This window comes from Rhodococcus sp. G-MC3 (genome assembly GCF_030063335.1).
Lineage (GTDB): Bacteria > Actinomycetota > Actinomycetes > Mycobacteriales > Mycobacteriaceae > Rhodococcoides.
The window spans coordinates 166502-192861 of the sequence record NZ_JASISW010000004.1 but is presented as its reverse complement, the minus strand read 5'-3'; the positions used below and the strand labels follow the sequence as shown (position 1 = coordinate 192861).

Genomic DNA, 26360 nt, shown 5'->3' with positions numbered 1-26360 from the left:
ATGTACTACAGCAACGGCAACTATGAGGCATTCGCCCGGCCACGGAAGCCTGCAGGCGTAGACGAAAAAACGGCGTGGTTCGTCGGCGCAGGCCTGGCATCGCTTTCCGGTGCGGCCTTTCTGATTCGCGATGGGCAGATGCCTGGCGCCAACATCACCATCCTGGAGCGACTTGAACTACCGGGTGGTGCACTGGATGGCATCGCAGAACCGAAGAAGGGCTTCGTGGTCCGTGGTGGACGCGAAATGGAGGACCATTTCGAATGCCTCTGGGACCTTTTCCGTTCCGTTCCGTCCATCGAAACCGAAGGGGCGAGTGTTCTCGACGAGTTCTACTGGCTCGACAAGGACGATCCGAACTATTCCTTGCAGCGCGTCACGCAGAAGCAGGGACAGGACGCGCACACCGACGGTCGATTCGCCCTCAGTGAGCGCGCGCAGAAAGACATCGTCAAGGTATTCCTCTCCACCCGCGAAGAGATGGAGAACAAGCGGATCGACGAGGTCTTCGGGAAAGACTTTCTCGCCAGCAACTTCTGGCTCTACTGGCGCACTATGTTCGCCTTCGAGGAATGGCACAGCGCCCTCGAAATGAAGCTCTACCTACACCGCTTCATCCATCACATCGGCGGTCTCCCGGACTTCTCGGCCCTGAAATTCACCAAGTACAACCAGTACGAGTCACTGGTCCTCCCGCTGTACACCTGGTTGCTGGATCAGGGAGTGACCTTCCGGTTCGACACCGAGGTCACCGACATCGACTTCGAGATCACCTCCCAGCGCAAGCTCGCCACACACCTCCACTGGGTCAGCGGCGGCGTCGAAGCGGGAACTGCGTTGCGCGAGAACGATCTGATCTTCACCACGATCGGTTCTTTGACGGAGAACTCGGTCAACGGGGATCAGCACACTCCTGCAGCGCTGGACGAGGGACCTGCACCCGCCTGGGATCTGTGGCGGCGTATCGCTGCGAAAGACCTGTCCTTCGGGCGTCCTGATGTGTTCGGGGCCCATATCCCCAAGACGAAGTGGGAATCGGCCACCGTCACCACGCTGGACAAGCGCATCCCGGCCTACATCGAGAAGGTCTGCAAACGCGACCCGTTCAGCGGGAAAGTCGTCACGGGAGGCATTGTCACGGCGAGGGATTCGAGCTGGCTGATGAGCTGGACGGTCAACCGGCAGCCGCATTTCAAACAGCAACCCAAGGACCAGGTCGTTGTGTGGGTCTACGCATTGTTCGTGGACGTACCCGGCGACTACGTGAACAAGCCCATGCATGAGTGCACAGGCGAGGAGATCACCCAGGAATGGCTCTACCATCTGGGCGTCCCGGTCGGCGAGATCCCCGAACTCGCAGCGCAGGCGGCAAAGTGTGTGCCGGTGATGATGCCCTATGTGACCTCGTTCTTCATGCCGCGCCAGGCCGGTGACCGACCCGATGTCGTGCCCGAGGGCGCGGTGAACTTCGCCTTCATCGGGCAGTTCGCCGAGACCTCACGGGACTGCATCTTCACCACCGAGTACTCCGTGCGCACCGCTATGGAGGCTGCGTATCGACTACTCGGCATCGAACGCGGTATCCCCGAGGTGTTCGATTCCACCTATGACGTTCGCGCACTATTGACCGCTACCAGCAAGCTTCGCGATGGCAAGGAACTGACGCTGCCCGGCCCGCAGCTGCTGCGCAAGAAGTTGATGGCGAAGCTGGACACGACGGAGATCGGAGATCTGCTCGCGGAGTCCGGGTTGCTTTCCGATTGACCTGATCGGACTCGCTCCAGCGACCATCCGAGGTCGATTGTGACCTAGGATGGTCGCTGCCGATGTTGATGCGCGATTACAAATCGCACGTGGAACCCCTCTCGCGGACGTACCTCGCGGCACCAGGGGATATCAGCTGCTGTATACCGTTGTGCGCAAACAAATCCGGACGCAGTTGGAGCTTTCTCGGTATCCGGGTCGACCGGCAACCGGACCCAACCGACAGACGGGTACGCACGGTGGTTGCCACCGACCTGGGATCGCAGATCCTGCAACGCCTCGAGTATCGGAAACAAGCCGCGGAGAAAGTGTTCCTCGATTCGCTAGGAGCCGATGAGCAACAACAATTCCGTTGCTGAGCACGGTTGCCTGCCGGGCCGTCGGCAAACCCCTGATCTGTAAAGAACGGACACCTGCCGTGGCCAAAGAATAGTTTCTGATCATCGAGTAGAGATAATTTCGACCTTCGCAAGTCGAATTTTGCCAGCTCGGAGCACCATTCTCTTACTTTGACACGCCGTGCTCACTTACCGGCATGAAAGCCTGACGCTAGCATCGGAGGACATGACCGACGACGCCTCTGTGCAACCGAGCCTGCTCGGCATCGACGGGTGGACCAGGATAGGCGAAGGCCGGACGGTCGTCGTTCCGGTGGGCGCATTCGAGCAGCATGGTCCTCATCTACCTCTGGACACCGACACCCGCATCGCGGAGGCTCTCGCACGCAGCCTTCCCGGAGTCGAAGTCGCACCGGCGATCGCCTACGGGGCGAGCGGCGAACACGAAGGGTTTCCAGGCACTGTGTCTCTCGGAGCCGCAGCCTTGGAGACCGTGTTGGTCGAGTACGGACGCTCGGCCTGCCGGTGGGCTGCCCGCCTCCTGTTCGTCAACGGCCACGGCGGTAACGTTCCGACGATGGCTGCAGCGACCGCGCTTCTGCGGTACGAGGGCCGCGACGTGGCATGGTTGCCCTGCGCCGTCCCCGAGGCCGATGCTCACGCAGGACGAACCGAAACATCACTGCTGCTCTATCTTTCGCCCGAGGTTGTGGACATGGCCCGCGCCGAGGTGGGTAACACCGAGCCGATCTCGAAGCTTTTGCCGCGACTTCGTGAGGGAGGCACACGGGCGGTGTCGGGCAACGGTGTGCTGGGCGATCCCAGGGGCGCATCCGCGTCCGAAGGCGCCCGGATACTGGCCGAGATGACGACACGTAGCATCGGAGCAATGAGCCGTTGGGCACCGTCGAACCGGGGAATGTTGACGTGAAGACTCCGCCCCGATCCAGCGCCCGAAACGGGCTCCCGGTATGTTACAGAGTTTTTCTACTGCCGAATCCCACTTACGCCCTCAGTCCGCTTACGATCACCTGATGGGTCAAGGTCGATTGCCTGACGGCTTCGGGGTGCGCGTCGATCCGCGGGTACGTCAATACTCCGATGGCCGCGTTCTGATCGGCGGATCGCCGACGAGAATGCTGAAACTCGCGCCCACTGCCGCGGCAATGATCGGCGACGGATTTCTCGAAGTCACCGACTCGCAGTCTGCACTCGTAGCGCGCAAGCTCCTCGATTCAGGTGTCGCCAATCCGCGCCCGATGTCCATACCGTCTCCGCAGGACGTCACGGTCGTCGTTCCGCTGAAGAACAATGCGGCAGGACTCGGACGCCTCCTGCCCGCACTGCACGGGCTGAAGGTGATCGTTGTGGACGACGGATCCGACGTTCCCATCACTCCGCCCCCGATGGCGTGGGCCGTCGGCGGGGTCACTGTTCTGCGCCACGAGAAATCCCGCGGACCGGCCGCAGCGCGCAACACCGGACTCCGGAGCGTGACAACCGATTTTGTAGCCTTCCTGGATTCGGACGTCGTGCCGCGCAAGGGGTGGCTCGAGGTGATGCTCGGTCACTTCTCAGATCCGGCGGTCGCGCTGGTGGCACCGAGAATCGTTGCCCTCGAGCCCGAGGGCAACGCTCTCGCCCGCTACGAGCACGCCCGATCCTCGCTCGACCTGGGCCGCAAGGAAGCTGCAATTCGAGCCGGTAGTTCGGTGTCCTACGTACCGAGCGCAGCCATGCTCATTCGCAGGCATGTTGCAGAGGAATGCAACGGATTCGACGAGTCCATGCACGTGGCCGAGGACGTCGACCTCTGCTGGAGGTTGCAGGAAGCTGGGTGGCGGCTTCGCTACGAGCCGGTGGCGAACGTCGCGCACGATCATCGGGTCACGTTCGGCCGTTGGTTTGGCCGCAAGCTCTTCTACGGCACCGGTGCGAGCCCGCTCGAAGCCAGGCACCCCGGCATGGTGCCGCCCATCTCGATGTCGCCATGGACACTCGTCGCCTGCCTGCTTGCCGCGTCCTTCACGCGGTTCGGCTTGCTCGGCGCGCTGCTGACTCTGGGAGTCACGATCACTCGACTGCGTAAGATGTTCGTCGGTCTCGATCAGCCCACCAGAATTGCCGCAATTCTCGCCGCCGAAGGATTCGTCGCCGGTCTGTGGCAATTGGCGTCGGCGTTGTGTCGGCACTATTGGCCCATCACGCTGCTCGCGGTGGTGCTGTCGAGTCGAATCAGAAAAATTGCCTTGGGAGTTGCTGTAGCAGAAGCTGTTTCGGATTGGTACAAGCATCGCGAACTGGGCGGTCTCGATCCCGTTCGTTACGCCTTCTTCAAGAGGGTCGACGACGTCGCGTACGGTGCCGGTCTGTGGCGCGGGGCGTACGAGTCTCGCAGTGTGAAGGCGCTGCTTCCGCGAATGGAGTCGTGACGAGCGAGTACCCCGGCGTCCCTCGTTCTACTGTCGATCATGCGGACATCGTCGTCGTCGGTGGTGGATCGGCGGGGTGTGTGCTTGCAACTCGTCTGAGTGAAGATGCGTCCTGCAACGTTCTGTTGATCGAGTCGGGCCCCGGATTCACCGGACTAGGAGACTGGCCTGCCGAGATCGCCGATGCCCACGTTCTTCCTGTTGGTCCAGGTAGTCCGTGGACGGCGTCCTACCCTGCTTCGTTGACGACGAATATCGAGCGCACTATTTCTCGCGGCCATGTTCTCGGCGGTTCGGGGTCGGTCAACGGTGGTTATTTCGTTCGAGCGAGACCGCGTGACTTCGACGCTTGGCCTGCCTCCTGGTCTCATCGGAACGTGCTTCCATATTTCTGTGCAGCGGAGACCGATCACGATTTCTCGGGGGAGTGGCATGGGCGAGGCGGGCCAATCGACGTTGCTCGTGTTCCGGACAGCGAACAGGCCGAGGTGAGTCGTGCATTTTTCTCGGCTGCAATGGAATGCGGGTTCGCACATGTCGCAGACCTCAACGATCCCGCGGACGGCGACGGTGTAGGTCCCGTGCCGCTCAATGTGTTCGGCGGCAAGCGAATCAATACTGCAGTGGCATACCTACTTCCGAATCTGAACCGTGACAACCTGACCATGATGACCGAAACTGTCGTTCTGTCGGTAATTTTCGACTCGATGCGTGCTGTGGGCGTGGAGGTACTGCGTCATGGGGGCGTCTCTCGGATCCGGGCAGAAACGGTAGTGTTGTGCGCAGGCGCGGTGCGCACTCCACAACTGCTGATGCTCTCGGGCATCGGACCCGCCGATGCGTTGAACGACGCCGGAGTGCCGGTCGTGCTCGACCACCCGAATGTCGGGCAGGGATTCAGTGATCATCCGGAAATCGGTGTGTACTACCGAAGTTCGTTCGGGCATCTGCCTGCATCTCCCCTCGAGGTCGTTTTGCACACCGGCGATCTCGAAATCCGCCCCTTCGCAGCACCTTTCGACCGCATGATCTCTGGTCTGGCAATCGGTGACCCGATGATCGGCGTCGGGCTGATGAGGCCGAACAGCCGCGGTGAGATCGTGCTGCGTTCGAGCGATCCGCTCGAGTCGCCGATGGTTCGGTACCGCTACCTCGAGTCCGCATCCGACAGGGCGGCCCTGCGGTACGGACTCGATATCGTCTCGGAACTGTTCGCCTCGTCGCCGCTGTGCGACGCACGCGCCGTCGACGTCACCGTCGATCCACTGTCGATGCACCTCGGAACTTCGCTGCACCTGTCCGGTAGTGCGTCGATGGGCGAGGGAGATTCGGTTCTCGACGATCGATGCCGAGTTCGGGGGATCGATGGTCTCGTGGTCGCTGACACGTCTGCATTTCCTGTGGTGCCCTCGCGCGGGCCGCATGCAACGGCAATCATGTTGGCCGAACGCGTATCGGATCTCATTCGGAAGGCGTGAGGCGTAGGTTCATGGTCTGGGAACCAACCACGGTTTAACAGAGAATGGGGACAGAAGAAGATGTCCGACAAATCTCCCCGCAATTCCATGACCAAGAAAGTCGGGAAATCCTTGAAGGAGAAGCGAGCGGACAAGAAGTCGAAGGCGGCGGGCGATCCGGGAATCGATATCTCGGCTACGACGAAGAAGCGCTGACCGAAGAACTCTTCTCCTTCGGTCCCGGCGAGCGCCGGGTCGAAGGAACTGTGTATGCGTGTGTGAGCTGCGTTACAGTGGTGTGACGACGCAGAAGAGGTAGATGAGTGATGACTGGAAGATTCTCGGGGCAAGGTAACCCGTGGGTTGCTGTTCGCCCTGGTGAGGACGTCGACGTCCTCGCGCGCCAGATGTCGACGGCGCACCGGTCTTTCGTCGAGGACGTCGCCCCCTCCTCCGGCAGCGTCCGGTCTGTGGTTCTCGACTCCTGGCTCCGGAGTCGGACCAAGGGCGTCGACCCGGACGGCGGCCACGACCCGCTGGCGCTGTCGGGTTCGGAACTGGAGCGATACCGCAGCAGTCACCCGATGTCCATCATCCGGCCTGTCATCCGCAAATTACTCGTCGAGGACGCCGCGGACACCGGGTTGCTCGTCGCGATCTCCGACGCCGAGGGGCGCCTCCTGTGGGTCGAGGGTGACACAGCCGCGAAGGACCGCGCGATGTCGATGAACTTCTCCGAGGGCGTGGACTGGAGCGAAGAGAGCAAGGGAACCAATGCGCCCGGCACCGCGCTTGCCGTCGACCATTGTGTGCAGATATTCGCCGCCGAACATTTCACCAGGTCGGTGCACGAGTGGAGTTGCTCGGCTGCCCCGGTCCATCACCCGACGAGCGGACACATTCTCGGCGCCATCGATATAACTGGTGGCCCGCGCGTCGCAGTTCCCGAGGTGCTCTCGCTCGTGCGTGCGACGGTGGCCGCCGCGGAGTCCGAACTGCGCATGCATCTGATGAATTCGCCGAAGTCGTTGGGGGAGCACGCTCCTCGACTCGAAGTTCTCGGCTCGGGCAAGCCTGGCCTCGTCAACGGAAGCGGACGGCTGCCGCTCTCGCAGCGGCATGCGGAAATACTACTGCTGCTCGCCGACCATCCCGAAGGACTGAGTTCCGATCACCTCGCGGTACTGCTCGACGAGCAAGACCTCGACTCGGTCACCATTCGCGCGGAGATGTCCAGGCTCCGCAAGGCCTTCGGTTCGGCGGGTCTGGCCTCGCGTCCGTATCGCCTCGTCGGCGAACTCACCACCGATGTCGGCGATATCCGTCGAGCGCTGGATCGCGGAGATGTCGACGCTGCGCTTCGCATCTACACCGGCCCGGTCCTTCCAGGATCGTCGTCGCCGGGAATCGAAGAAATCCGAGAAGAGCTGCGGTCACGGGTCCAGGCCGCTCTGCTGCGCGTCGGGGATCCGGTGTTGCTGGCGCAGTGGACCTCGTCGATCCACGGTCGTTCCGACGTCATCGCCTGGGAGGCCTACCGGGCCACCCTCAACAACGACTCTGCGCTATACGGCCAGGTCAACGCACGTATCGATCTACTGGATCGGCAGTTGGGCGTGTAGTTCCTCCGCTGACCTAAGTTGCACGCAGCGCAGCAACGTAGTTGCAACGTTGCAGACTCTAGTGTTCTGAATCACAGCAGTTCTGTTGATCAGAAGGAGTCACTAGATGTCCGTTTATGCCCGTCCAGGTACCGCCGATGCTGTCATGTCTTTTCAGACTCGCTACGAAAATTGGATCGGCGGCGAGTGGGTACCGCCAGTGAAGGGCCAGTACTTCGAGAACCCGACTCCCGTCACCGGTGAGAACTTCTGCGAGGTCGCCCGCTCCACGTCCGAGGACATCGAACTCGCGCTCGACGCCGCACACGCCGCAGCACCCGCGTGGGGAAAGACCTCCGCCGCCGAGCGCGCCGTGGTCCTCAACAAGATCGCCGACCGAATCGCCGAGAACCTCGAGTCCATCGCGCTCGCCGAGTCCTGGGACAATGGCAAGCCGATCCGCGAAACCCTCAACGCCGACATCCCGTTGGCTGTCGACCACTTCCGCTATTTCGCAGGATGCATTCGCGCGCAGGAGGGTTCGCTCTCGGAGATCGACGAGGACACGGTGGCTTACCACTTCCACGAGCCTCTCGGTGTCGTCGGCCAGATCATTCCGTGGAACTTCCCGATCCTGATGGCCGTCTGGAAGCTCGCACCGGCACTCGCCGCAGGAAACGCCGTCGTGCTCAAGCCGGCCGAGCAGACACCTGCGTCGATTCTTCACTTGATCTCGATCATCGGCGACCTACTCCCACCCGGAGTTCTCAACATCGTCAACGGATTCGGCGTAGAAGCAGGTAAGCCGCTGGCGTCGAGCCCGCGCATCGCGAAGATCGCGTTCACCGGTGAGACCACCACCGGACGGCTGATCATGCAGTACGCGTCGCAAAACCTGATCCCCGTGACCCTCGAACTCGGTGGAAAGAGCCCCAACGTCTTCTTCTCGGACGTACTCGCGGCCAACGACGACTACCAGGACAAGGCCCTCGAAGGCTTCACGATGTTCGCGCTCAACCAGGGCGAGGTCTGCACCTGCCCATCGCGTTCACTCATCCAGGCAGACATCTACGACGAGTTCCTCGCCCTCGCCGCCATCCGCACGAAGGCTGTGCGACAGGGTGATCCGCTCGATACCGACACCATGATCGGTGCGCAGGCATCCAACGATCAGCTCGAGAAGATTCTCTCGTACATCGAGATCGGCAAGGGCGAAGGCGCTCAGGTCGTCACCGGAGGCGAGCGCGCTCAGCTCGGCGGAGACCTCAACGGCGGCTTCTACGTTCAGCCGACAATCTTCACCGGCAAGAACAACATGCGCATCTTCCAGGAGGAGATTTTCGGACCGGTCGTGTCGGTCACGTCCTTCAAGGACTACGACGAGGCAATCTCGATCGCCAACGACACCCTCTACGGGCTCGGTGCAGGCGTCTGGTCGCGTGACGGCGGAGTCGCCTACCGCGCAGGCCGCGACATCCAGGCCGGCCGTGTGTGGACCAACACCTACCACCAGTACCCGGCACACGCTGCCTTCGGTGGCTACAAGCAGTCGGGGATCGGCCGTGAAAACCACAAGATGATGCTCGATCACTACCAGCAGACCAAGAACCTGCTGGTCAGCTACGCGCAGAAGGCTCAGGGCTTCTTCTGATGCCCGATCAGTCGGGGCCGGCTCCGGCTCCGCCTGCGCGTCTCGATTCAACGGGTCCGGCTCCGGCTCCGCCTGCGCGTCTCGACTCAACGGGTCCGGCTCCGGCTCCGCCTGCGCGTCTCGACTCAACGGGTCCGGCTCCGGCTCCGCCTGCGCGTCTCGACTCAACGGGTCCGGCTCCGGCTCCGCCTGCGCGTCTCAGAACAACCGCCGAGGCGATGGATCTCCTCCGTCGCCTCGGCGGTATCCACGGCCAACTGATGATGCATCAGTCCGGTGGATGTTGCGACGGATCGTCCCCGATGTGCTATCCCGCAGGCGAATTCATCGTCGGTGACCGAGACGTTCTGCTCGGTCTCCTCGATCTTCGGCTCGGGGTGGGGGACATCGCGACGGATCTTCCCGAAGGAAACGACGCAGTGCCAGTGTGGATTTCGGGTTCACAATTTCAAGCGTGGAAGCACACACAGATGGTTCTCGACGTCGTCCCGGGACGAGGTTCGGGTTTCTCCCTCGAAACTCCCGAGGGTCTGCGCTTCCTGAGTCGTGGGCGTGCGTTCACGCAGGACGAGTACGACCTGTTGAAAGAGCTTGTCCCATTTGTCGGCGTCGACTGGGAAGAGGGGCGTAGGCCACCTGTTCCAGGCGACATCATCGTCGTCGCCGAGGCAGCGGATGCGTGCCCGGTGCCGGGGATGCTCCAGGGCTGAGAAAAGTGGCACGATCGAGTGCACCCTTCGGCACTCCAGCGCGCCACAGGGGGGTGGGATCTGGAACAGTCGTAGGAATGAAGAGTTCTACGAAGAACGCCGACGACGGCGGTAGTGAAAGCGTCCGCACCGTCGTCATCGCCTTTGCTGCCAACCTCGGGGTTGCGATAGCCAAGACGGTTGCCGCGGTGCTGACCGGTTCGGCGTCGATGGTGGCCGAGGCGTCGCATTCCTGGGCCGACACCGGCAACGAGATATTCCTGCTCGTTGCCAACAAACGCGGCGCCCGTGGTCCCGACGAGCAGCGCCCGCTCGGGTACGGCCGCGAGACGTATTTCTGGTCGACACTCGCCGCGGTCGGCCTGTTCGTCGCGGGTGCCGCGGTCTCGATCTGGCACGGCATCACCTCGCTGTTCGAGGGCGAATCGTCGAGTGAGAATTACGCGGTTGCGTACATCGTGCTCGCGCTGGCGTTCGTACTCGAAGGAATTTCGTTCTTGCAATCGGTGCGTCAGATCCGCGCCGAGGCCAAAGAGTACGAACGAGATTTCCTGGACTACGCTCTCGAAACATCGGATCCGACACTGCGAGCCGTCTTTGCCGAAGACAGCGCGGCACTGATCGGAATCGTCATCGCAGCCGCGGGAATCGGCATGCACCAACTGACCGGCTCGGCTGCATGGGATGCGGCAGGCTCGATCCTCGTCGGTGTACTACTGGCGATCGTCGCGTTTGTTCTGATCGATCGGAATCGTCGATTTCTCACCGGCGAACCCGGCTCACACGCATTGTGGAACGCAGTTGTGCAGCGTATCGAACAGCTGCCCGAGGTGGCATCGGTTCGGTTCGTTCGCATCGAATTCGTCGGCCCGAAGCAGATTTTTCTGGTAGCGAGCGTCGACCTGGTCGGCGACTCCGTCGAATCCTCGATCGCGCGCACTCTCCGCCGGCTGGAGGGTGAGCTCGAAACCAACAAGGCTGTGTTGGACGCAGTGCTCACAGTCGCAGATCCCGACGAGGACGAGGTTGGCAACATCACCGCCGCAGGGTGACATCTCGGCGGTGGGCCGTCTCATGTAATTCTCTCGTCATCTCCGGATGACTCCGCGATCACAACGCGGGCATATCTTGATTTTTTACTACACGACCCCCCGAAAAGAAGACCTTGGTTCGAGAGAGGCTGCACATGTCCGTGAAAGAACCGACAGAGACGCACCACGACGGGACGGATGCCCACGTCGAAGGTAGCGACTATCTGGCCAAACGCCAGTTGAAGAAGGGCACAGCGGGCTGGGTCCTCCTCGCTGGGCTCGGCGTCAGCTACGTCATCTCCGGCGACTACTCCGGGTGGAACTTCGGCCTCGAACAGGGCGGCTTCGGCGGCTTGCTGATCGCGGGAATCGTTATCGCGGGTATGTATCTCGCGATGGTTCTCGGCATGGCCGAGATGTCTTCGGCACTGCCTGCGGCGGGTGGTGGCTACACGTTCGCTCGGCGTGCGCTCGGTCCATGGGGTGGATTCGCTACGGGCACAGCGATTCTCATCGAATATGCAATTGCACCTGCCGCGATCGCCACCTTTATCGGTGCCTATGTCGAGTCCCTCGGTCTTTTCGGAATCACCGACGGGTGGTGGGTATATCTTGCGGTGTACGCGATCTTCATCGGTATCCACCTCGCAGGCGCGGGTGAGGCACTCAAGATCATGTTCGTCATCACCGCGATCGCTCTCGTGGGACTTGTGATCTTCGCGTTGTCCGCAGTGGGTCAATTCGATTCTGCGAATTTGACGGATATCGCCCCGACCGACGCCGCAGGTGCATCCAGCTTTCTCCCGTTCGGTTATCTGGGGATCTGGGCTTCGGTTCCGTTTGCCATCTGGTTCTTCTTGGCCGTCGAAGGTGTTCCGCTGGCCGCGGAAGAAGCGAAGGACCCGACCAAGAACGTCCCACGCGGCATCATCGCCGCGATGGTAATCCTTCTCGTGACCGGCGCCGGCGTTCTCTTCCTCGTCACCGGCGCAGGCGGAGCCGAGGCGATGCAGTCCTCCGGCAACCCGCTCGTCGAAGCTCTCGGTGACGGCGCCGCAGCCAAGGTGGTCAACTACATCGGCCTCGCCGGTCTGATCGCCAGCTTCTTCTCGATCATGTATGCCTACTCCCGTCAGCTCTTTGCGCTCTCGCGCGCCGGCTACCTACCGAAGACGTTGTCGATCACCAATTCGCGTAAGGCGCCGACACTTGCGTTGATCGTTCCCGGCGTCATCGGCTTCCTTCTCTCGCTCACCGGTCAGGGTGCAATGCTGCTGAACATGGCCGTGTTCGGTGCCGCATTGAGTTACGTTCTGATGATGGTCAGCCACATCGTCCTGCGTCGCAAGGAACCGAAGATGGAGAGGCCGTACCGCACTCCGGGCGGCGTCGTCACCACCGGCTTCGCCCTCGTTGTGGCAGCGCTTGCCGTCGTCGCAACCTTCGTCGTGGACAGCACTGCAGCGCTGTGGTGCCTCGGAGTCTTTGCCGCGTTCATGCTGTACTTCGGCCTCTACAGTCGCCATCATCTGGTCGCGAACTCGCCGGACGAGGAGTTCGCCGCGCTCGCGCAGGCAGAAGCTGAACTCGAATGAGCACTTACACGCAGCAGGTGTCGGGTACGACCTATCAGTTCGACGGGCTCGTCGAACTGATGGCGAAGGCGACACCGCTTCGCTCCGGCGACGAATTGGCCGGTTGCGCAGCCAGTTCCGATGCCGAACGAGCGGCCGCGCAGTGGGCACTGTCCGAAGTCTCCCTCGACGTGTTTCTGCAGGACCTTCTCGTTCCGTACGAGAGCGACGAGGTCACCCGGTTGATCATCGACTCGCACGATCGGGTCGCGTTCGGGGCGATCTCGCACCTCACCGTCGGTGGGTTGCGGGATTGGTTGCTCGACGCCGCAGCCTCGCCCGATTCGGCATCGGTGCTGCGATCCGTCGCTGCAGGGTTGACCCCGGAAATGGTTGCAGCGGTGAGCAAGATCATGCGCAACCAGGACCTGATCTCGGTTGCCCGCGCCGTCGAAGTCACCTCGGCGTTCCGCACGACCATCGGTCTGCCCGGCACGTTGACCACACGACTTCAGCCCAACCACCCGACGGACGATCCACGCGGGATCGCCGCAGCGACGCTCGATGGTCTGCTGCTCGGGTCGGGTGACGCTGTCATCGGAATCAATCCCGCGACGGACTCGCCGCACGCCACCTCCGACCTCCTCTACCTGCTCGACGAGATACGACAGCGCTTCGAGATTCCAACGCAGTCCTGCGTGCTCTCCCACGTGACCACCACGATGGAACTGATCGGCAAGGGTGTGCCGGTCGACTTGGTGTTCCAGTCGGTTGCGGGAACCGAGGGCGCGAATTCCGGCTTCGGGGTGCATGTCTCGTTGTTGCGAGAAGCCAACGAGGCCGGCCGATCGCTGCACCGCGGCACCGTCGGGAACAACGTGATGTACCTGGAGACCGGGCAGGGTTCGGCGCTGAGCGCCGGGGCTCACCTGGGCATGGGCGGTAAGCCCGTCGACCAGCAGACTCTCGAAGCCCGCGCATACGCCGTGTGCCGGGATCTGGAACCGCTGTTGGTCAACACCGTCGTCGGGTTCATCGGACCCGAGTACCTCTACGACGGAAAACAGATCATTCGCGCCGGCTTGGAGGACCACTTCTGCGGTAAGTTGCTCGGTCTGCCGATGGGCGTCGACGTCTGCTACACCAACCATGCCGAAGCCGACCAGGACGACATGGACACACTCCTCACGTTGCTCGGCGCGGCAGGTGTCGCCTTCGTCATTGCGGTTCCCGGTGCGGACGATGTGATGCTGGGCTACCAGAGTCTGAGCTTCCACGACGTGCTTTACGTCAGACAAGTTCTCGGGTTGACACCCGCACCCGAGTTCGCTGCATGGCTCGATCGTCTGGGAATGGTGGACGCTCGAGGTCGAATCCTCGACGTCGACGCAATGGGCTCGCCGTTGCGTGCGCTGACGGGTGCCCGATGAGTGACAAAGCAGGAGTTGAGCCTGCGCAGCGGCCGGTTGCGCAGTTCTGGGACGAGCTCCGGCTCAGCACTCAGGCGCGAATCGGGTTGGGGCGCACCGGTGATTCACTTCCGACTCGTCGGGTGCTCGAGTTCAGGTCGGCGCACGCGGCCGCGCGCGATGCGGTGCACATGCCGCTCGAGGTGGACGCGTTCGTGGTGGACGTCGAGAAGGCAGGCATCGGCGCACCTGTCACGGTGACGTCGAAGGCCTCGTCGCGGGCTGAGTACCTGCGGCGGCCCGACCTGGGCAGGGAGCCGGAGGATGTGAGTTCGATCGTGAAGGGCGACTTCGATATCGGATTCGTGCTGAGCGACGGCCTGTCGCCGCGAGCGTTGATGGATCACGGGGCGGCGATGTTGGAGGCTTTGGTCACGGAACTCTCGGACAGGTATTCGATTGCGCCGCCTGTCGTCGCGACGGAGGCGCGGGTTGCTCTCGGTGACCACATCGCGGAGGCGATGGGTGTGCGGACGGTGGTGGTGTTGATCGGCGAGCGTCCCGGGCTTTCGGTGGCGGACAGTCTGGGAATCTATCTGACCCACTTGCCTGCACCGGGGAAGTCCGACGCCGACCGCAACTGCATTTCCAACATCCATCCGCCTGAAGGGCTCGGCTACGCGCAGTCGGCGAAGATCGTCGCGGGTCTGGTGGCTGGGGCGCGAAAGTTGGGTAGGTCGGGTGTTGCGTTGAAGGACACCTCGCGTGCCGATGTGCTGGAGTCATCGGAAACACTGACCATCGAGTAGTACCCCTGTTCGGGGGTAGTGGTTGGTGACCTGGCTCACTACTGTTGCAGTCATGCAGACTCTGAGTTACTCGTCGGGGGTATCGCCCCAGCCCCTGCTGGGCGAGACCATCGGTGCCAATCTCGATCTGACGGCATCCCAGTTCGCCGGCAACGATGCGCTGATCGATGTGCCGTCGGGACGGCGGTGGACGTACTCGGAGTTTCTCGCCGACGTCGAACTTCTGGCGGCCGGGTTGCTGGTGAAGGGCGTCGTCAAGGGCGATCGCGTCGGAATGTGGGCGCCCAACTGCCCCGAGTGGGTACTGGTCCAATATGCGACGGCGAAGATCGGCGCGATCCTCGTCAACATCAACCCGGCCTACCGAACTCACGAGCTCGGTTTCGTGTTGAAGCAGGCAGGTGTCTCGGTGTTGTTGTCCGCGCCGGAATTCAAGGGTTCGGATTACGCCGCGATGATCGAAGAAGCTCGTACCGACAGTCCCGGGCTGCGGGAAGTGGTCTTCATCGGCAGCTTCCCGTGGGAGCTGATGACCGACCGCGGACATCGAGCCCTGGCGGAGAACCCACGTTTGGTCGCGGATGCGCAGAACAAGCTCAGCGCGGACGATCCGATCAACATTCAATACACCTCGGGTACAACGGGATTCCCGAAGGGTGCCACGCTCAGCCATCACAACATTCTCAACAACGGCTACTTCGTCGGCGAACTGTGCCACTACACCGAAGCCGATCGCGTCTGCATTCCTGTGCCCTTCTACCACTGCTTCGGGATGGTGATGGGCAACCTCGCGTGTACCAGTCACGGTGCTGCCGTGGTCATCCCCGGACCTTCCTTCGATCCTGCAGCCGCGCTGGCAGCCGTGGAGAAGGAACGCTGTACCTCGCTGTACGGGGTGCCGACCATGTTCATCGCCGAACTCGCTCTCGCGGAGTTCGGTTCGTTCGACCTGTCGAGTCTGCGCACCGGCATCATGGCGGGCTCGCCGTGCCCGACCGAGGTGATGAAACAGGTGATCGAGCGCATGGGAATGTCCGAGGTCTCGATCTGTTACGGGATGACCGAGACATCCCCGGTGTCGCTGCAGACTCGCAGCGACGACTCGATCGAGCAGCGGGTATCGACGGTCGGTGCAGTCGGTCCGCACCTGGAAGTGAAGATCGTCGACCCGATCGAGGGTCTGACATCGCCACGTGGGAAGTCCGGCGAACTGTGCACCCGCGGCTATTCGGTGATGCTCGGCTACTGGGAACAGCCGGAGAAGACGTCGGAAGCCATCGACGTTGCAGGGTGGATGCATACCGGCGACATCGGAGTGATGGACGAGGACGGCTACGTCTCGATCACCGGTCGCATCAAGGACATGGTCATCCGCGGTGGAGAGAACGTGTATCCCCGCGAGATCGAAGAGTTTCTCTACACCCACCCTGACATTCTCGACGCCCAGGTGATCGGGGTCCCCGACCCCAAATACGGCGAAGAGTTGATGGCGTGGATCAGGATGAAGGACGGTGCCGCTGCGCTCGACGTCGACAGTGTCAGGGCATTCTGCAGCGGCAAGCTGGCGCACTACAAGATTCCACGCTACGTGCACGTCGTCGACGAGTTCCCGATGACGGTGACCGGCAAGGTCCGCAAGGTGGAGATGCGGGAGGAGTCTCTCAAGCTCATCTGACTCTCGCCTCACAACGCAGCCGATCGTTCACAACGAAAGCGTCGGTTGTAAGGAAGCGGTCAGCGTGCACCAATGCGTGCCTTCGCCTTCTCGAAACGCATGTACACCTCGGCGAAGTTCCATAGGTCTTTCCATACCCACCGGAAGACCTGGTAGCCCTCGTCGCGCAGCGCATCCTCACGCTCTTTCTCCAACGCGAGATTCTCGGCCAGTCCGCCGTATTTGGATACGCCGTCGAACTCGCCGATGATGCGCAGCGCAGGCCAGAAGAAGTCGACCCTGAAGCCTAGGTGAGGGATTCGCTGCTGGAGAACAGGTTCCGGCATCCCGTGTTCTGCCATGCGAAGCCGGCTCAATGATTCGCCGGCGCTCTCGCTGAGCCCGTTCATCCGCGCGATCGCACGGCGTGCTGCAGCGATATTGTGCAAGCGCGAACCTTGATCGACGATGGACAGCAGGTCGGCTGCAGTGATCGGGTGCTTCTCGAGAGCTGAATCCCCGAGTACCACCGCATGATCGAGATCGACGATTCGGGCGGCGTCGACGACCGTCCGGGCAACCGACGTGACCGGTGTGGAGCCGACGGAGGTCAGCGAGAGTTCGTCGAGACTCCCCGTGTGAATATGAGTCTCCCGCGTTCTGCGACCTCCGGTTGCACGAGCTGCCGTGAGGTGCACTCGGCTCAGGTCGGTGTTCCACATGGTCAGCCCATGCATGACTGCTGCAGAGGTATGGCTGACGGCGTGGCCTTGGAGCCTGCGCGCTGCGGCGGTGGCCCGTAGACGGTGAACGTCGGTAGGAGACAACGCGTCGTACTTGGCCGTGGGGTAGTAGATGCCCGCGGCGATCTTTCGAATATCGCCTCGGACGGCCAGCCGTGTGAACTCGTTATCGGTATACCCGGCCGCCAACGCTGCAGTGCGGGTGACGAAGCCGTCGGGATCGGTATGCATGTGGGTGATGATGCAGCGGTCGGCCGGCGCGCAACAGCCCCATGTGCCCAATTGTGGATAACTCGGGGCTTGTGGATGAATTGTGGCACCGTCGTACAACATCTTCGCCCGCTCACAACGGAAGCGTGGCGTGTAGGCGGGTATTCGCGTTGTACGGATGCAGTCGATCAGGCCTGACGAGTCCACCGCGTCAAATAAGCCTTCTCTTCCTGGGTGATTCGCCGCAGACTCTCGGAGCCCACGTCGACCATCGCCATCTGGGTGGTCGCGAGGACTGCAGGCGCGGAACCGGCGGGTGCCCCCGAGGCGCGCACTTCATACCCGATGGTGAAGTCGACCGATCGAACCTTCTCGAACCACAGCGTGATGTCGAGCGGACTGTCCGCATGGCGCAGCGGCTTCTTGTACGAGATGTTGACGTTCGCGATCAGTGCACTCTTGATCAGTGACTGGTTGGCTTCACCCTCGCTGAGCAACCACTCGATCCTGGCCTCTTCCAACAACGTCACCATGCATGCGTGATTGATGTGGGCGAACGCATCCATGTCGGACCATCGGACGGTGATCTTCGCGGTGTAGCCGACGGCACCGGTCGCTGCGCGGGACGCGCTCCGGGGAGGCCTCTGGTCATTCACCGCACCACGATCTCACGGAAGGAAGTGTTCTAGAGTCCGGGTGTGTTGATCAGAAGTGTTGTGCTGGCTGCGGGCAGCGAGTTCGTCGATGTCCAGACGGTCGACGGCCGTATCGCGGACGTGTCCGCGGCCCAGCCGGGGAGTCGCCCGATCGAAGGCGACGTGCTCGATGGCCGGGGCGCGGCGCTGCTGCCGTCGTTCGTCGACAATCATCTCCACCTGACACAGTGGGCCGCGTCGTTGACACGTATCGATGTGTCGGGCGCGGACTCCGCAGTCGATCTGGTGGATATTCTCGCGCGGTCGAACGAACGACATGGCACCGGGATTCTGCGGGCGCAAGGTTTCCGAGATGCGCTGTGGCCTGACGCTCCGCACAAGGACGTACTTCAGAACGCGCTGCCGGGACGCAGGGCCGCTGTTACCAGTATGGATCTGCACACCCTGTGGCTCAGTCCAGCGTTGTTGGCGGAGCTGGGAATCGATCATCCGACGGGTGTGCTGCGCGATCACGACTGCATGGAGGGACTGCAGGCGCTCGACAAACTCGACGACACCGATGCAGGGGATCGGGACGCCCTCGCTGCCACTGCAGAGTTGGCGCGGCGCGGAATCACCGCGATCACCGATTTCGAGTACGCCGACAACCGGGCCGTCTGGACGCGGCGCTCGCAGGTGGCGGCGCCGTCCGTCGATGTGGACTTCGCGGTGTGGTCGCCGTGGCTGGAACACGAACTCGTACTCGGCGCCTCCACCGGCGCCCGAGTCGGCGACAATATCCGTCTCGGCCCCCTCAAAGTGATGTTCGACGGCTCCTTGAACACAAGAACGGCGTGCTGCCACGACCCGTACCCGGGAGGGACGTCGTCGGGGCTGTTGCTCGAGACTCCCGAGGGCCTCGTCGAGGTGATGCGCCGAGCGTTCGATGGCGGTATTCGTCCCGCGATCCATGCAATCGGCGACCGAGCAAACTCGCTCGCCCTCGATGCGTTCGAGACCGTGGGGGGCGGTGGTCGAATCGAACACGCGCAGCAGCTGATGCCTGCGGACATCGTCCGCTTCGCCGCCGCTGGAGTTGCGGCGTCAGTTCAGCCACAACATGCGATGAGCGACCGAGACGTCGCCGACGAGCTCTGGAGCGGCCGCAGCTCGATCGGCTATCCCTACCTGTCGCTACACCGGGCCGGCGCCCGTCTGCTGTTCGGTTCCGACGCCCCGGTCAGCCCGCCAGCACCGCTCGACGCCGTTGCCGATGCTGTATGGCGCACGGACGACGAGCGTCCGGCATGGCAGCCGGAGGAAGCATTGCCGCTCACGGTGGCGCTCGCGGCGGCGTGCGGCGGACGCCGGTCGATCGCGACGGGAGATCCCGCGGATCTAGTTCTTCTCGCCGAGCATCCGGCTCTCCTCGGCAATCGGGACGTACGTGAGGTCCCCGTAGTGGGCACCATTCGATCGGGAGTCGCCACCTTTGTCGGTTCCAGAAAATGAGCACAGGCAGTTGGCGAATATACGAGGGGACCGATCTGCCGGTCTCGCTTGCCGCGGCGTTGGCGGCCTTTGTCGAGCAGGGCTATCACGGGACTTCGGTGCGAGACATCGCACGACGCGCCGGGTTGTCGGTACCGGGGCTCTATCACCACTACGCCTCCAAGCAAGCGATGTTGGTGGGGTTGATGACTGCTGCCATGGACGAACTGATCTCGCGGTCTCGTGATGCCGAAGCCGAAGCCGGCCCGACGGCACGAGCGCGCTTCGACGCTGTCGTGGAGTCGCTGCTTCTGTTTCACATGTATCGCCGTGACCAGGCTTTTCTTGGTTCGACCGAAATACGCAGCCTCGAACCGGCAAACCGAGAAAACTATGTCGGTCGACGCGACGAACAGCAGCGAATGCTCGACGCCATCGTGGCTACCGGAATCGAATCGGGCGATTTCGACGCCGATCATCCTGCGGACGCATCGCGAGCCGTCACGACTATGTGTGTCGGTGTCGCAGGCTGGTATCGGCCGGGAGGGCCGTTGGATCCGACGGAACTCGCGCAGGTCTACCTGTCGATCGCACGGCGAATTGTCGGTTGCACGCCGTAGCGTGAGAAGAATGGCATCTTTGACCGATCCCGCGGTTCGTGAGTTCCTTTCCTCCGGCACCCGAACGGGCAAGCTCGGATACGTCGCATCCGACGGTCGTCCGTTGGTCGCTCCGGTCTGGTTCGTGCTCGAAGACGACACCGTGGTGTTCAACACCGGTGCCGTCACGGCCAAGGGCAAGGCAATCGCGCGTGATCCACGGCTGGTGTTGACGGTCGATCTCGAAGAGCCTCCTTATGCATTCGTCCAGATCCAGGGTGTTGCGGAGACGTCCGAGGACCCGGTCGATCTTGTCGATACGGCCACCGCGATCGGCCGCCGATACATGGGATCGGATCGAGCCGAAGAGTTCGGGAAGCGCAACGGGGTGCCGGGTGAGCTGGTCGTTCGGATCAGGCCGACGAAGGTGATCGCGTCGTTGGACATGACGGCGTGAGTGGGCGGAGGCATCGCAGGACTCTGTGGATTGGTCCGTATGCCCGGTGAGCTGCGTTTTGGTCTGTGCGCATGGCGGCCCTGTAGATTGGACCGGTGCAGATTCGACACGATGGGCCGACGCATGAGTTCGGGTCCCGTCAGGCGTGGGGGCGCGTCGGCTCGAGTAGGCATAAGAGGCTTCCTGGTCAAGGCGAACCAGGTCACGCTGCTTAGGGACTCTGCGGTGTAACGATCGGTGTCGCACGTGCAGATGTACCCGTGGGTAACTTCGTCGAGACATGGCGCGGCAGTTCGATACGTGCGCGAAAAAGAAATAGATTTGTGTGTTCGGTGCTCGATGAAGATGGTGTGTCCACCTTCGTCGGGGGCGTGTGAAGAGTGGGAAAGAGAGGAATCGATTGGACCCGCTAGGTTGGGAAGAGTCAGCGAAGACTGAAGGTGCAGGTGAGGATGTTCCTGCAACGTCGTTCCCGCTCTCTCCCGCGCAGTTGGGCATGTGGTTCGCGCAGCATGTCGATCCTTCCGTTCCGGCGAACATTGCGCAGTACGTAGAGCTTCGGGGCGACCTCGACCTCGACCTACTTCAGCGGGTGTCCTCCGAGGCCGCGCTCGAACTCCAGTCGGGTTTCGTGCGAATCGTCGAGGTCGATTCCGAGCCGCGTCAGTTCATCGATCGCACTTTGGAAGATCCGTTGGGTTATGTCGACCTGCGTGAAAGCCCGGATCCGGTCTCGGCCGCTCAGAAATGGATGCGAGCCGAGTACAGCGCACCGATCGATATCCTGCGAGATCGTCTCATCGCCGCCACCGTGCTGCATGTGGAAGACGATCGTTACTTCTGGTTCAACCGCGTCCACCACGTCGTACTCGACGGATTTGGTGCCGTCACCTTCATGAACCGCGCGGCGGCGCTCTACACCGCTGCAGTCGAGGGCACCGAGCCCAGTAAGAATCTGTCCTCGGACCTCTCCAAGGTCTACGACGCCGACGTCGCCTACCGTGACTCCACTCGGTTCGAGACGGACAAGCAGTACTGGGCGGATCGGATCGCCGGCATCGACGGAACGACAAGCCTGGCGGGCCGCACCGCGCCGCCTGCGCCGGTCAGTCAGATCGACACCGTTTCGCTGTCCGCGGACACCATGGAGAACCTCGACGGACTGCTCGCCTCCACCGAAGCAACCACTGCCACCGTGGTCATTGCTGCGTTCGCAACCTATATGGCGCAGATGACGGGCAAGGAAGACGTAGTACTGAGTCTGCCCGTCACCGCACGCACCACCGCGGTCCTGCGGCGCTCGGGCGGAATGGTCTCCAATGTCGTCCCGCTTCGACTGTCGGTCGCCTCCGACACCACAGTCGAAGAACTGTTGAAGACGATCACCACCGAGGTGTCAGGGGCTCTACGTCACCAGCGGTATCGCCATGAGGACATTCGACGCGATGCGGGCACCACCACGGGCCAGGCCTCGTTCTTCGGCCCATGGGTCAACATCATGCTGTTCTTCACCGAACTTCGGCTCGGCTCGATGGTCGGCGGCATCAACATTCTGTCCACCGGGCTGATCGAGGATTTCGGTCTCAACCTGTACCAGAGCGTCGGTGGCAGCAAGACCCACGTCGATTTCGAATCGAACCCGAACCTGTATTCGTCCGAGGAATCGGAGCGCAACCACACCAGGTTCGTGGCGTTCCTCGATCGATTCGTCGCAGCTCCGGCGAACACTCGGGTGTGGAGCCTCGACGTCACCACCGATGAAGAGCGTGCTTCGGTTCTCGAGACGTGGAACGATACGGACCACGAGGTGTCACAGCGGACTCTCCTCACCGACTTTCATGCACGGGTGGAAGCCGATCCCGACGCCGTTGCGCTCGTGTACGAGAACACGGCACTGACCTACGGTGAGCTCGGCCAACGGGTCGGTGTGCTTGCTCGGCAGCTGATCGACATGGGTGTCGGTCCGGAAGTTCTTGTCGGACTGTCGATCCGGCGTTCACTGGATTTGGTCGTCGGAATGTACGCGATCGTCGAGGCCGGCGGCGCCTGGGTACCGATCGACCCCGATCATCCCGCTGACCGCACCAGTTACATTCTGGACTCCGCGCGTCCGCTGTGCGTACTCGTCACGGCACGAGACTCGGTGGAACTGCCCGAGGGGATCGACTCCGTTGCGGTGGATCTCGTCGACTACTCGGTATCCGTGCCCCGAGTACGCGACGAGGATCGTCGTGGACCGGTGCACTTGGACAACACCGCGTACGTCATTTACACCTCGGGTTCGACGGGCCGTCCAAAGGGTGTCGCGGTCTCGCATGCCGCGATCGACAACCAGTTGCAATGGATGAACGCGGAGTACGACCTCGGCCCCGACGATGTCTATCTGCAGAAGACCGCGACGACGTTCGACGTGTCTCTGTGGGGCTTTTTCATGCCGCTTCAGGTCGGCGCCACCATGGTGTTGGCGACGCCTGACGGTCATCGCGACTCCATCTACGTGGCCGACAAGATCGCCGAACACGGCGTCACGATCACCGACTTCGTGCCGTCGATGCTGACGGTCTTCGTCGCCAACGCACCTATCGGCACCTGCGGTTCGCTACGGCACGTGTTCGTCATCGGTGAGGCGCTACCGGTCGAAACCGCCGCGGCATTCCGTGAGTTGACGTCCGCGGGACTGCACAACCTCTACGGGCCGACCGAGGCGGCCGTATCGGTGACCCATCACGAAAGCGGCCCTGCCGACGCTCGAACAGTGCCGATCGGTGTCCCCGAGTGGAACACCAAGGCGTACGTGCTCGACGCACATCTGCGGCCGTCGGCTGTCGGCGAACCCGGCGAGCTCTTTCTGGCGGGCGTACAGCTGGCGCGCGGGTACGTGGGACGGCCGGACTTGAGTTCGGATCGATTCGTCGCGAACCCGTTTGCGGTGGACGGCGCGCGCATGTACCGGACCGGCGACCTCGTTCGGTGGCGAGCCGACGGAACCATCGACTACATCGGCCGCACGGACTTCCAAGTCAAGTTCCGTGGCCAGCGGATCGAGCTCGGCGAGATCGAGACGGTTCTCCTTGCCCACGAAGGTATCTCGCAATCGGTCGCTCTCGTGGTCTCGACGTCGACGGGCGATCAACTCGTCGCGTATATCGTTCCGGCTCCTGGCCACAGCATCGAGCCCGCGACGGCGTCGGAATTCGCTGCGCGCTCGTTGCCGTCCTACATGGTGCCCGCGTCGATCATGGTGCTGGAGGAGTTGCCGCTCAACACCAGCGGCAAGCTCGATCGAAAAGCGTTGCCGGAACCGATATTTTCCAGCGCGAAGAACTACCGCGCCCCTCAGAGCCGGACCGAGTACGTCGTCGCCGGAGTCTTCGAGGATGTCCTCGGTGCATCCCATGTCGGGCTCGACGAGGACTTCTTCGAGCTGGGTGGAAACTCGCTCATCGCCACGCAATTGGTGACCAGAGTCGGCACCGCACTGGGTATTCGCCTCGGTGTGCGCGAACTGTTCGAAGCACCGACCGTAGGTGCGCTGGCCGCGCGCGCCGAAACCGCGCTCGTGCAGGGGTCTGCGAGCCCCGCGCTCACTGCAGGCCCGCGGCCCGATGTTCTCCCGTTGTCGCTTGCGCAGCAGCGCATGTGGTTCCTCAACCGGTTCGACCCGGACACCGCGGCTTACAACCTGCCGTTCATGGTGCGACTGAGCGGCCAAGTCGACGAAGCGGCGCTGTCCCAGGCGTTTGCCGACGTCGTTGCACGGCACGAAACTCTTCGTACCGTCTATCCGCAGGTCGACGATGCGCCCCAGCAGGTAATTCTGCGCACCGAAGACGTACTGTCGGACCTGCCGGCCACCACGGTCGACGAGAACTCATTGACGAACAAGTTGATCGAACTGGCACGCGGCGGTTTCGACGTCTCCGCGTCCGCGCCGTTCCGCATCCAACTGTTCAAGGTCTCCGACGCCGAATACGTGCTTGCGATGGTGCTGCACCACATTGCAGCCGACGGTTCTTCGTTCGGTCCACTTGCCCGCGATATCATGCTCGCGTACGAGGCAAGAGCGAACGGTCGCTTACCTGCATGGTCGCCGCTACCGATCCAGTACGCCGACTACGCGTTGTGGCAACGAAATCTGCTCGGCAAAGAAAGCGACACCGCTTCGCTGTCGGCACAGCAGATCGAGTTCTGGGTTCGCGCGCTCGACGACCTTCCCGATCAGCTCGACCTTCCGTCCGATCGCTCGCGCCCAGCGATTGCGACCAACGGTGGCGCGAAGAGTCGGTTCGTCATCGATGCACGCATTCATCGAGGACTCAGTGATGTTGCACGCGCACATCGGGCTTCGCTCTTCATGGTCGTTCAAGCCGCGTACTCGGTACTGTTGTCGAGGTTGAGCGGTACCACCGACATCGCCATCGGCGTACCGATCGCGGGCCGGGCACACGAGCAACTCGACGACATCATCGGAATGTTCGTCAACACCCTGGTTCTGCGCGCGCGCGTCGAGCCGCACGACTCGTTCGACGAACTACTCGACCAGGTACGCAACACCAACCTGTCGGCGTTCGCGCACGCGGACATTCCCTTCGAGCGGCTGGTCGAGGTGCTCAATCCGGCGCGCTCCACCGCTCGGCACCCACTGTTCCAGGTTGCGCTCTCGCTGGAGAAGTCGCGTGTGAGTGAACTCAGCTTCGCCGGATTACAGGCAAAAGCGCAGGAACTCGACGTTCCGATCGCGAAGTTCGACCTCCAGCTCTGGCTCACCGAATACCAGAACGACGAGGGGGAGCCGGATCGGATCGAAGCCACCTTCGATTACGCGACTGACCTCTTCGACGCGTCCACGATCGAAGGGTTCGCGGATCGATTCCTGCGCATTCTCGATGCGATCGTGCGCGACGCGTCGGTTCCCTTGGGGGCCATCGACATCTTGGCACCCGAAGAGGTCGAGGAGCTGACCTCCGTTCACGGTGGTTCTGTCGAGTCGCAACGACTCCTTCCTGAGTTCCTGGCCGCCGGCGTAGCAGCCAACGAGGACGGCGTTGCGGTGCGTACTCTTGATGTCTCGGTGACGTATCGAGAGCTCGACGAGATCACCGATCGATACGCGCGCTATCTGATCGATCGCGGAGTCGGTCCGGAGTCTGTTGTTGCACTTGCTTTTCCGCGCTCGCTGGAGATGATTGTTTCCATCTGGGCCGTGGCGAAGGCTGGTGCCGCTTGGGTACCCGTCGACCCTGAACACCCGATCGATCGGGTGCGACACATGCTGTCGGACTCGGAAGCGCTCGTCGGAATCACCTCCTCGACCCGAGTCGGCGAATTGCCGGGTACCTGCGAGTGGTGGGCAATCGACGACGCCGAGTTCGAGAACGCTGTCGCCCGATATCCGGCGACAGCCGTCTCCGACGAGGATCGGACGACACCGCTGCGGCTCGATCATCCCGCCTACGTCATCTACACCTCGGGTTCGACCGGACTGCCCAAGGGAGTCAGTGTCACTCATCGCGGACTGTCCGGACTGATCGATCAGTCGCGGGATTTGTATCGGGTGACAACTGAATCCCGTTTCCTGCACGTCATCTCGCCGAGCTTCGACCCGGCGGTTCTCGAATGGGCACTCACAGCATCGGCCGGCGCGACTCTCGTCGTGTCACCACCGTCGATAATTGGTGGTCCCGAACTTCACCGGTTGTTCGCGGAGGCCGAGGTCACGCACGCCATCATCACCCCCGCCGTTCTCGGATCGATCGATCCAGCGGGTCTGGACAGTTTGGAACTGCTGTCCGTCG

General features: G+C 62.3%; 19 protein-coding genes (1 of these 19 cut by a window edge). 17 read left to right on the top strand and 2 right to left on the bottom strand.

All coding sequences use genetic code 11. The features are described 5' to 3' along the window. The 13 genes from QMK17_RS05600 to QMK17_RS05540 all read left to right on the top strand — a co-directional run bounded on the left by QMK17_RS05600 (position 1) and on the right by QMK17_RS05540 (position 16451). Complete coding sequence (locus tag QMK17_RS05600; RefSeq protein WP_283507438.1) at positions 1-1764, top strand: oleate hydratase; 1764 nt, start codon at positions 1-3, stop codon at positions 1762-1764. A 564-nt stretch (positions 1765-2328) separates the two neighbouring features. Then, positions 2329-3033: a mycofactocin biosynthesis peptidyl-dipeptidase MftE gene (gene mftE, locus QMK17_RS05595; RefSeq protein WP_283507437.1), complete on the top strand. Its 705-nt coding sequence runs from the start codon at positions 2329-2331 to the stop codon at positions 3031-3033. A gap of 103 nt (positions 3034-3136) precedes the next feature. Next, positions 3137-4534 (top strand): mycofactocin biosynthesis glycosyltransferase MftF, encoded by a 1398-nt coding sequence (gene mftF, locus QMK17_RS05590; RefSeq protein WP_283507436.1) that lies wholly within the window; start codon positions 3137-3139, stop codon positions 4532-4534. Then, on the top strand, positions 4531-6012 hold the full coding sequence (mftG, locus tag QMK17_RS05585; protein WP_283507435.1) for a mycofactocin dehydrogenase MftG: 1482 nt from the start codon (positions 4531-4533) through the stop codon (positions 6010-6012). The genes mftF and mftG overlap by 4 nt, the downstream gene beginning before the upstream one ends. 60 nt (positions 6013-6072) lie before the next feature. Further along, complete coding sequence (locus tag QMK17_RS05580; RefSeq protein WP_283507434.1) at positions 6073-6207, top strand: hypothetical protein; 135 nt, start codon at positions 6073-6075, stop codon at positions 6205-6207. 110 nt (positions 6208-6317) lie between these two features. Beyond that, on the top strand, positions 6318-7613 hold the full coding sequence (locus QMK17_RS05575; protein WP_283507433.1) for a helix-turn-helix domain-containing protein: 1296 nt from the start codon (positions 6318-6320) through the stop codon (positions 7611-7613). A 106-nt stretch (positions 7614-7719) separates the two neighbouring features. Then, a complete protein-coding gene (gene adh / locus QMK17_RS05570) occupies positions 7720-9243 on the top strand; it encodes an aldehyde dehydrogenase (RefSeq protein WP_283507432.1) in 1524 nt (507 codons plus the stop codon). A gap of 218 nt (positions 9244-9461) precedes the next feature. Further along, positions 9462-9953: a DUF779 domain-containing protein gene (locus tag QMK17_RS05565; RefSeq protein WP_283507562.1), complete on the top strand. Its 492-nt coding sequence runs from the start codon at positions 9462-9464 to the stop codon at positions 9951-9953. Between the two features lie 77 nt (positions 9954-10030). Next, on the top strand, positions 10031-11005 hold the full coding sequence (locus QMK17_RS05560; protein ID WP_283507431.1) for a cation diffusion facilitator family transporter: 975 nt from the start codon (positions 10031-10033) through the stop codon (positions 11003-11005). A 134-nt stretch (positions 11006-11139) separates the two neighbouring features. Further along, positions 11140-12579, top strand: a complete 1440-nt coding sequence (eat, locus tag QMK17_RS05555; RefSeq protein WP_283507430.1) for an ethanolamine permease — start codon at positions 11140-11142, stop codon at positions 12577-12579. Beyond that, on the top strand, positions 12576-13988 hold the full coding sequence (locus QMK17_RS05550; protein ID WP_283507429.1) for an ethanolamine ammonia-lyase subunit EutB: 1413 nt from the start codon (positions 12576-12578) through the stop codon (positions 13986-13988). The genes eat and QMK17_RS05550 overlap by 4 nt, the downstream gene beginning before the upstream one ends. After that, positions 13985-14776, top strand: a complete 792-nt coding sequence (gene eutC / locus QMK17_RS05545) for an ethanolamine ammonia-lyase subunit EutC (RefSeq protein WP_283507428.1) — start codon at positions 13985-13987, stop codon at positions 14774-14776. The genes QMK17_RS05550 and eutC overlap by 4 nt, the downstream gene beginning before the upstream one ends. A 52-nt stretch (positions 14777-14828) precedes the next feature. Continuing rightward, complete coding sequence (locus tag QMK17_RS05540; RefSeq protein WP_283507427.1) at positions 14829-16451, top strand: AMP-binding protein; 1623 nt, start codon at positions 14829-14831, stop codon at positions 16449-16451. A 59-nt stretch (positions 16452-16510) separates the two neighbouring features. On the opposite strand, the gene QMK17_RS05535 is transcribed toward QMK17_RS05540, so the two are convergent. After that, positions 16511-17404, bottom strand: coding sequence for a hypothetical protein (locus QMK17_RS05535; protein ID WP_283507426.1), 894 nt, complete (start codon positions 17402-17404; stop codon positions 16511-16513). 167 nt (positions 17405-17571) lie between these two features. Continuing rightward, complete coding sequence (locus QMK17_RS05530; protein WP_283507425.1) at positions 17572-18039, bottom strand: acyl-CoA thioesterase; 468 nt, start codon at positions 18037-18039, stop codon at positions 17572-17574. Positions 18040-18081: 42 nt separating this feature from the next. Between QMK17_RS05530 and QMK17_RS05525 the strand changes: the two genes are divergently transcribed. From QMK17_RS05525 to QMK17_RS05510, 4 genes are all read left to right on the top strand, one after another. Next, on the top strand, positions 18082-19530 hold the full coding sequence (locus QMK17_RS05525; RefSeq protein WP_283507424.1) for an amidohydrolase: 1449 nt from the start codon (positions 18082-18084) through the stop codon (positions 19528-19530). Then, positions 19527-20129 carry a TetR/AcrR family transcriptional regulator gene (locus tag QMK17_RS05520; protein ID WP_283507423.1) on the top strand — a complete coding sequence of 201 codons (603 nt, stop codon included), beginning with the start codon at positions 19527-19529 and terminating at the stop codon, positions 20127-20129. Before QMK17_RS05525 ends, QMK17_RS05520 begins: the two co-directional genes overlap by 4 nt. Positions 20130-20139: 10 nt before the next feature. Continuing rightward, positions 20140-20565, top strand: a complete 426-nt coding sequence (locus tag QMK17_RS05515; RefSeq protein WP_283507422.1) for a PPOX class F420-dependent oxidoreductase — start codon at positions 20140-20142, stop codon at positions 20563-20565. A gap of 400 nt (positions 20566-20965) precedes the next feature. Continuing rightward, a protein-coding gene (locus QMK17_RS05510) for a non-ribosomal peptide synthase/polyketide synthase (protein WP_283507421.1) crosses the window boundary here: on the top strand, positions 20966-26360 show its 5' portion. Its footprint extends 24767 nt past the window's final position; the window shows 5395 of its 30162 coding nt (coding positions 1-5395); its start codon is at positions 20966-20968; the stop codon falls past the right edge of the window.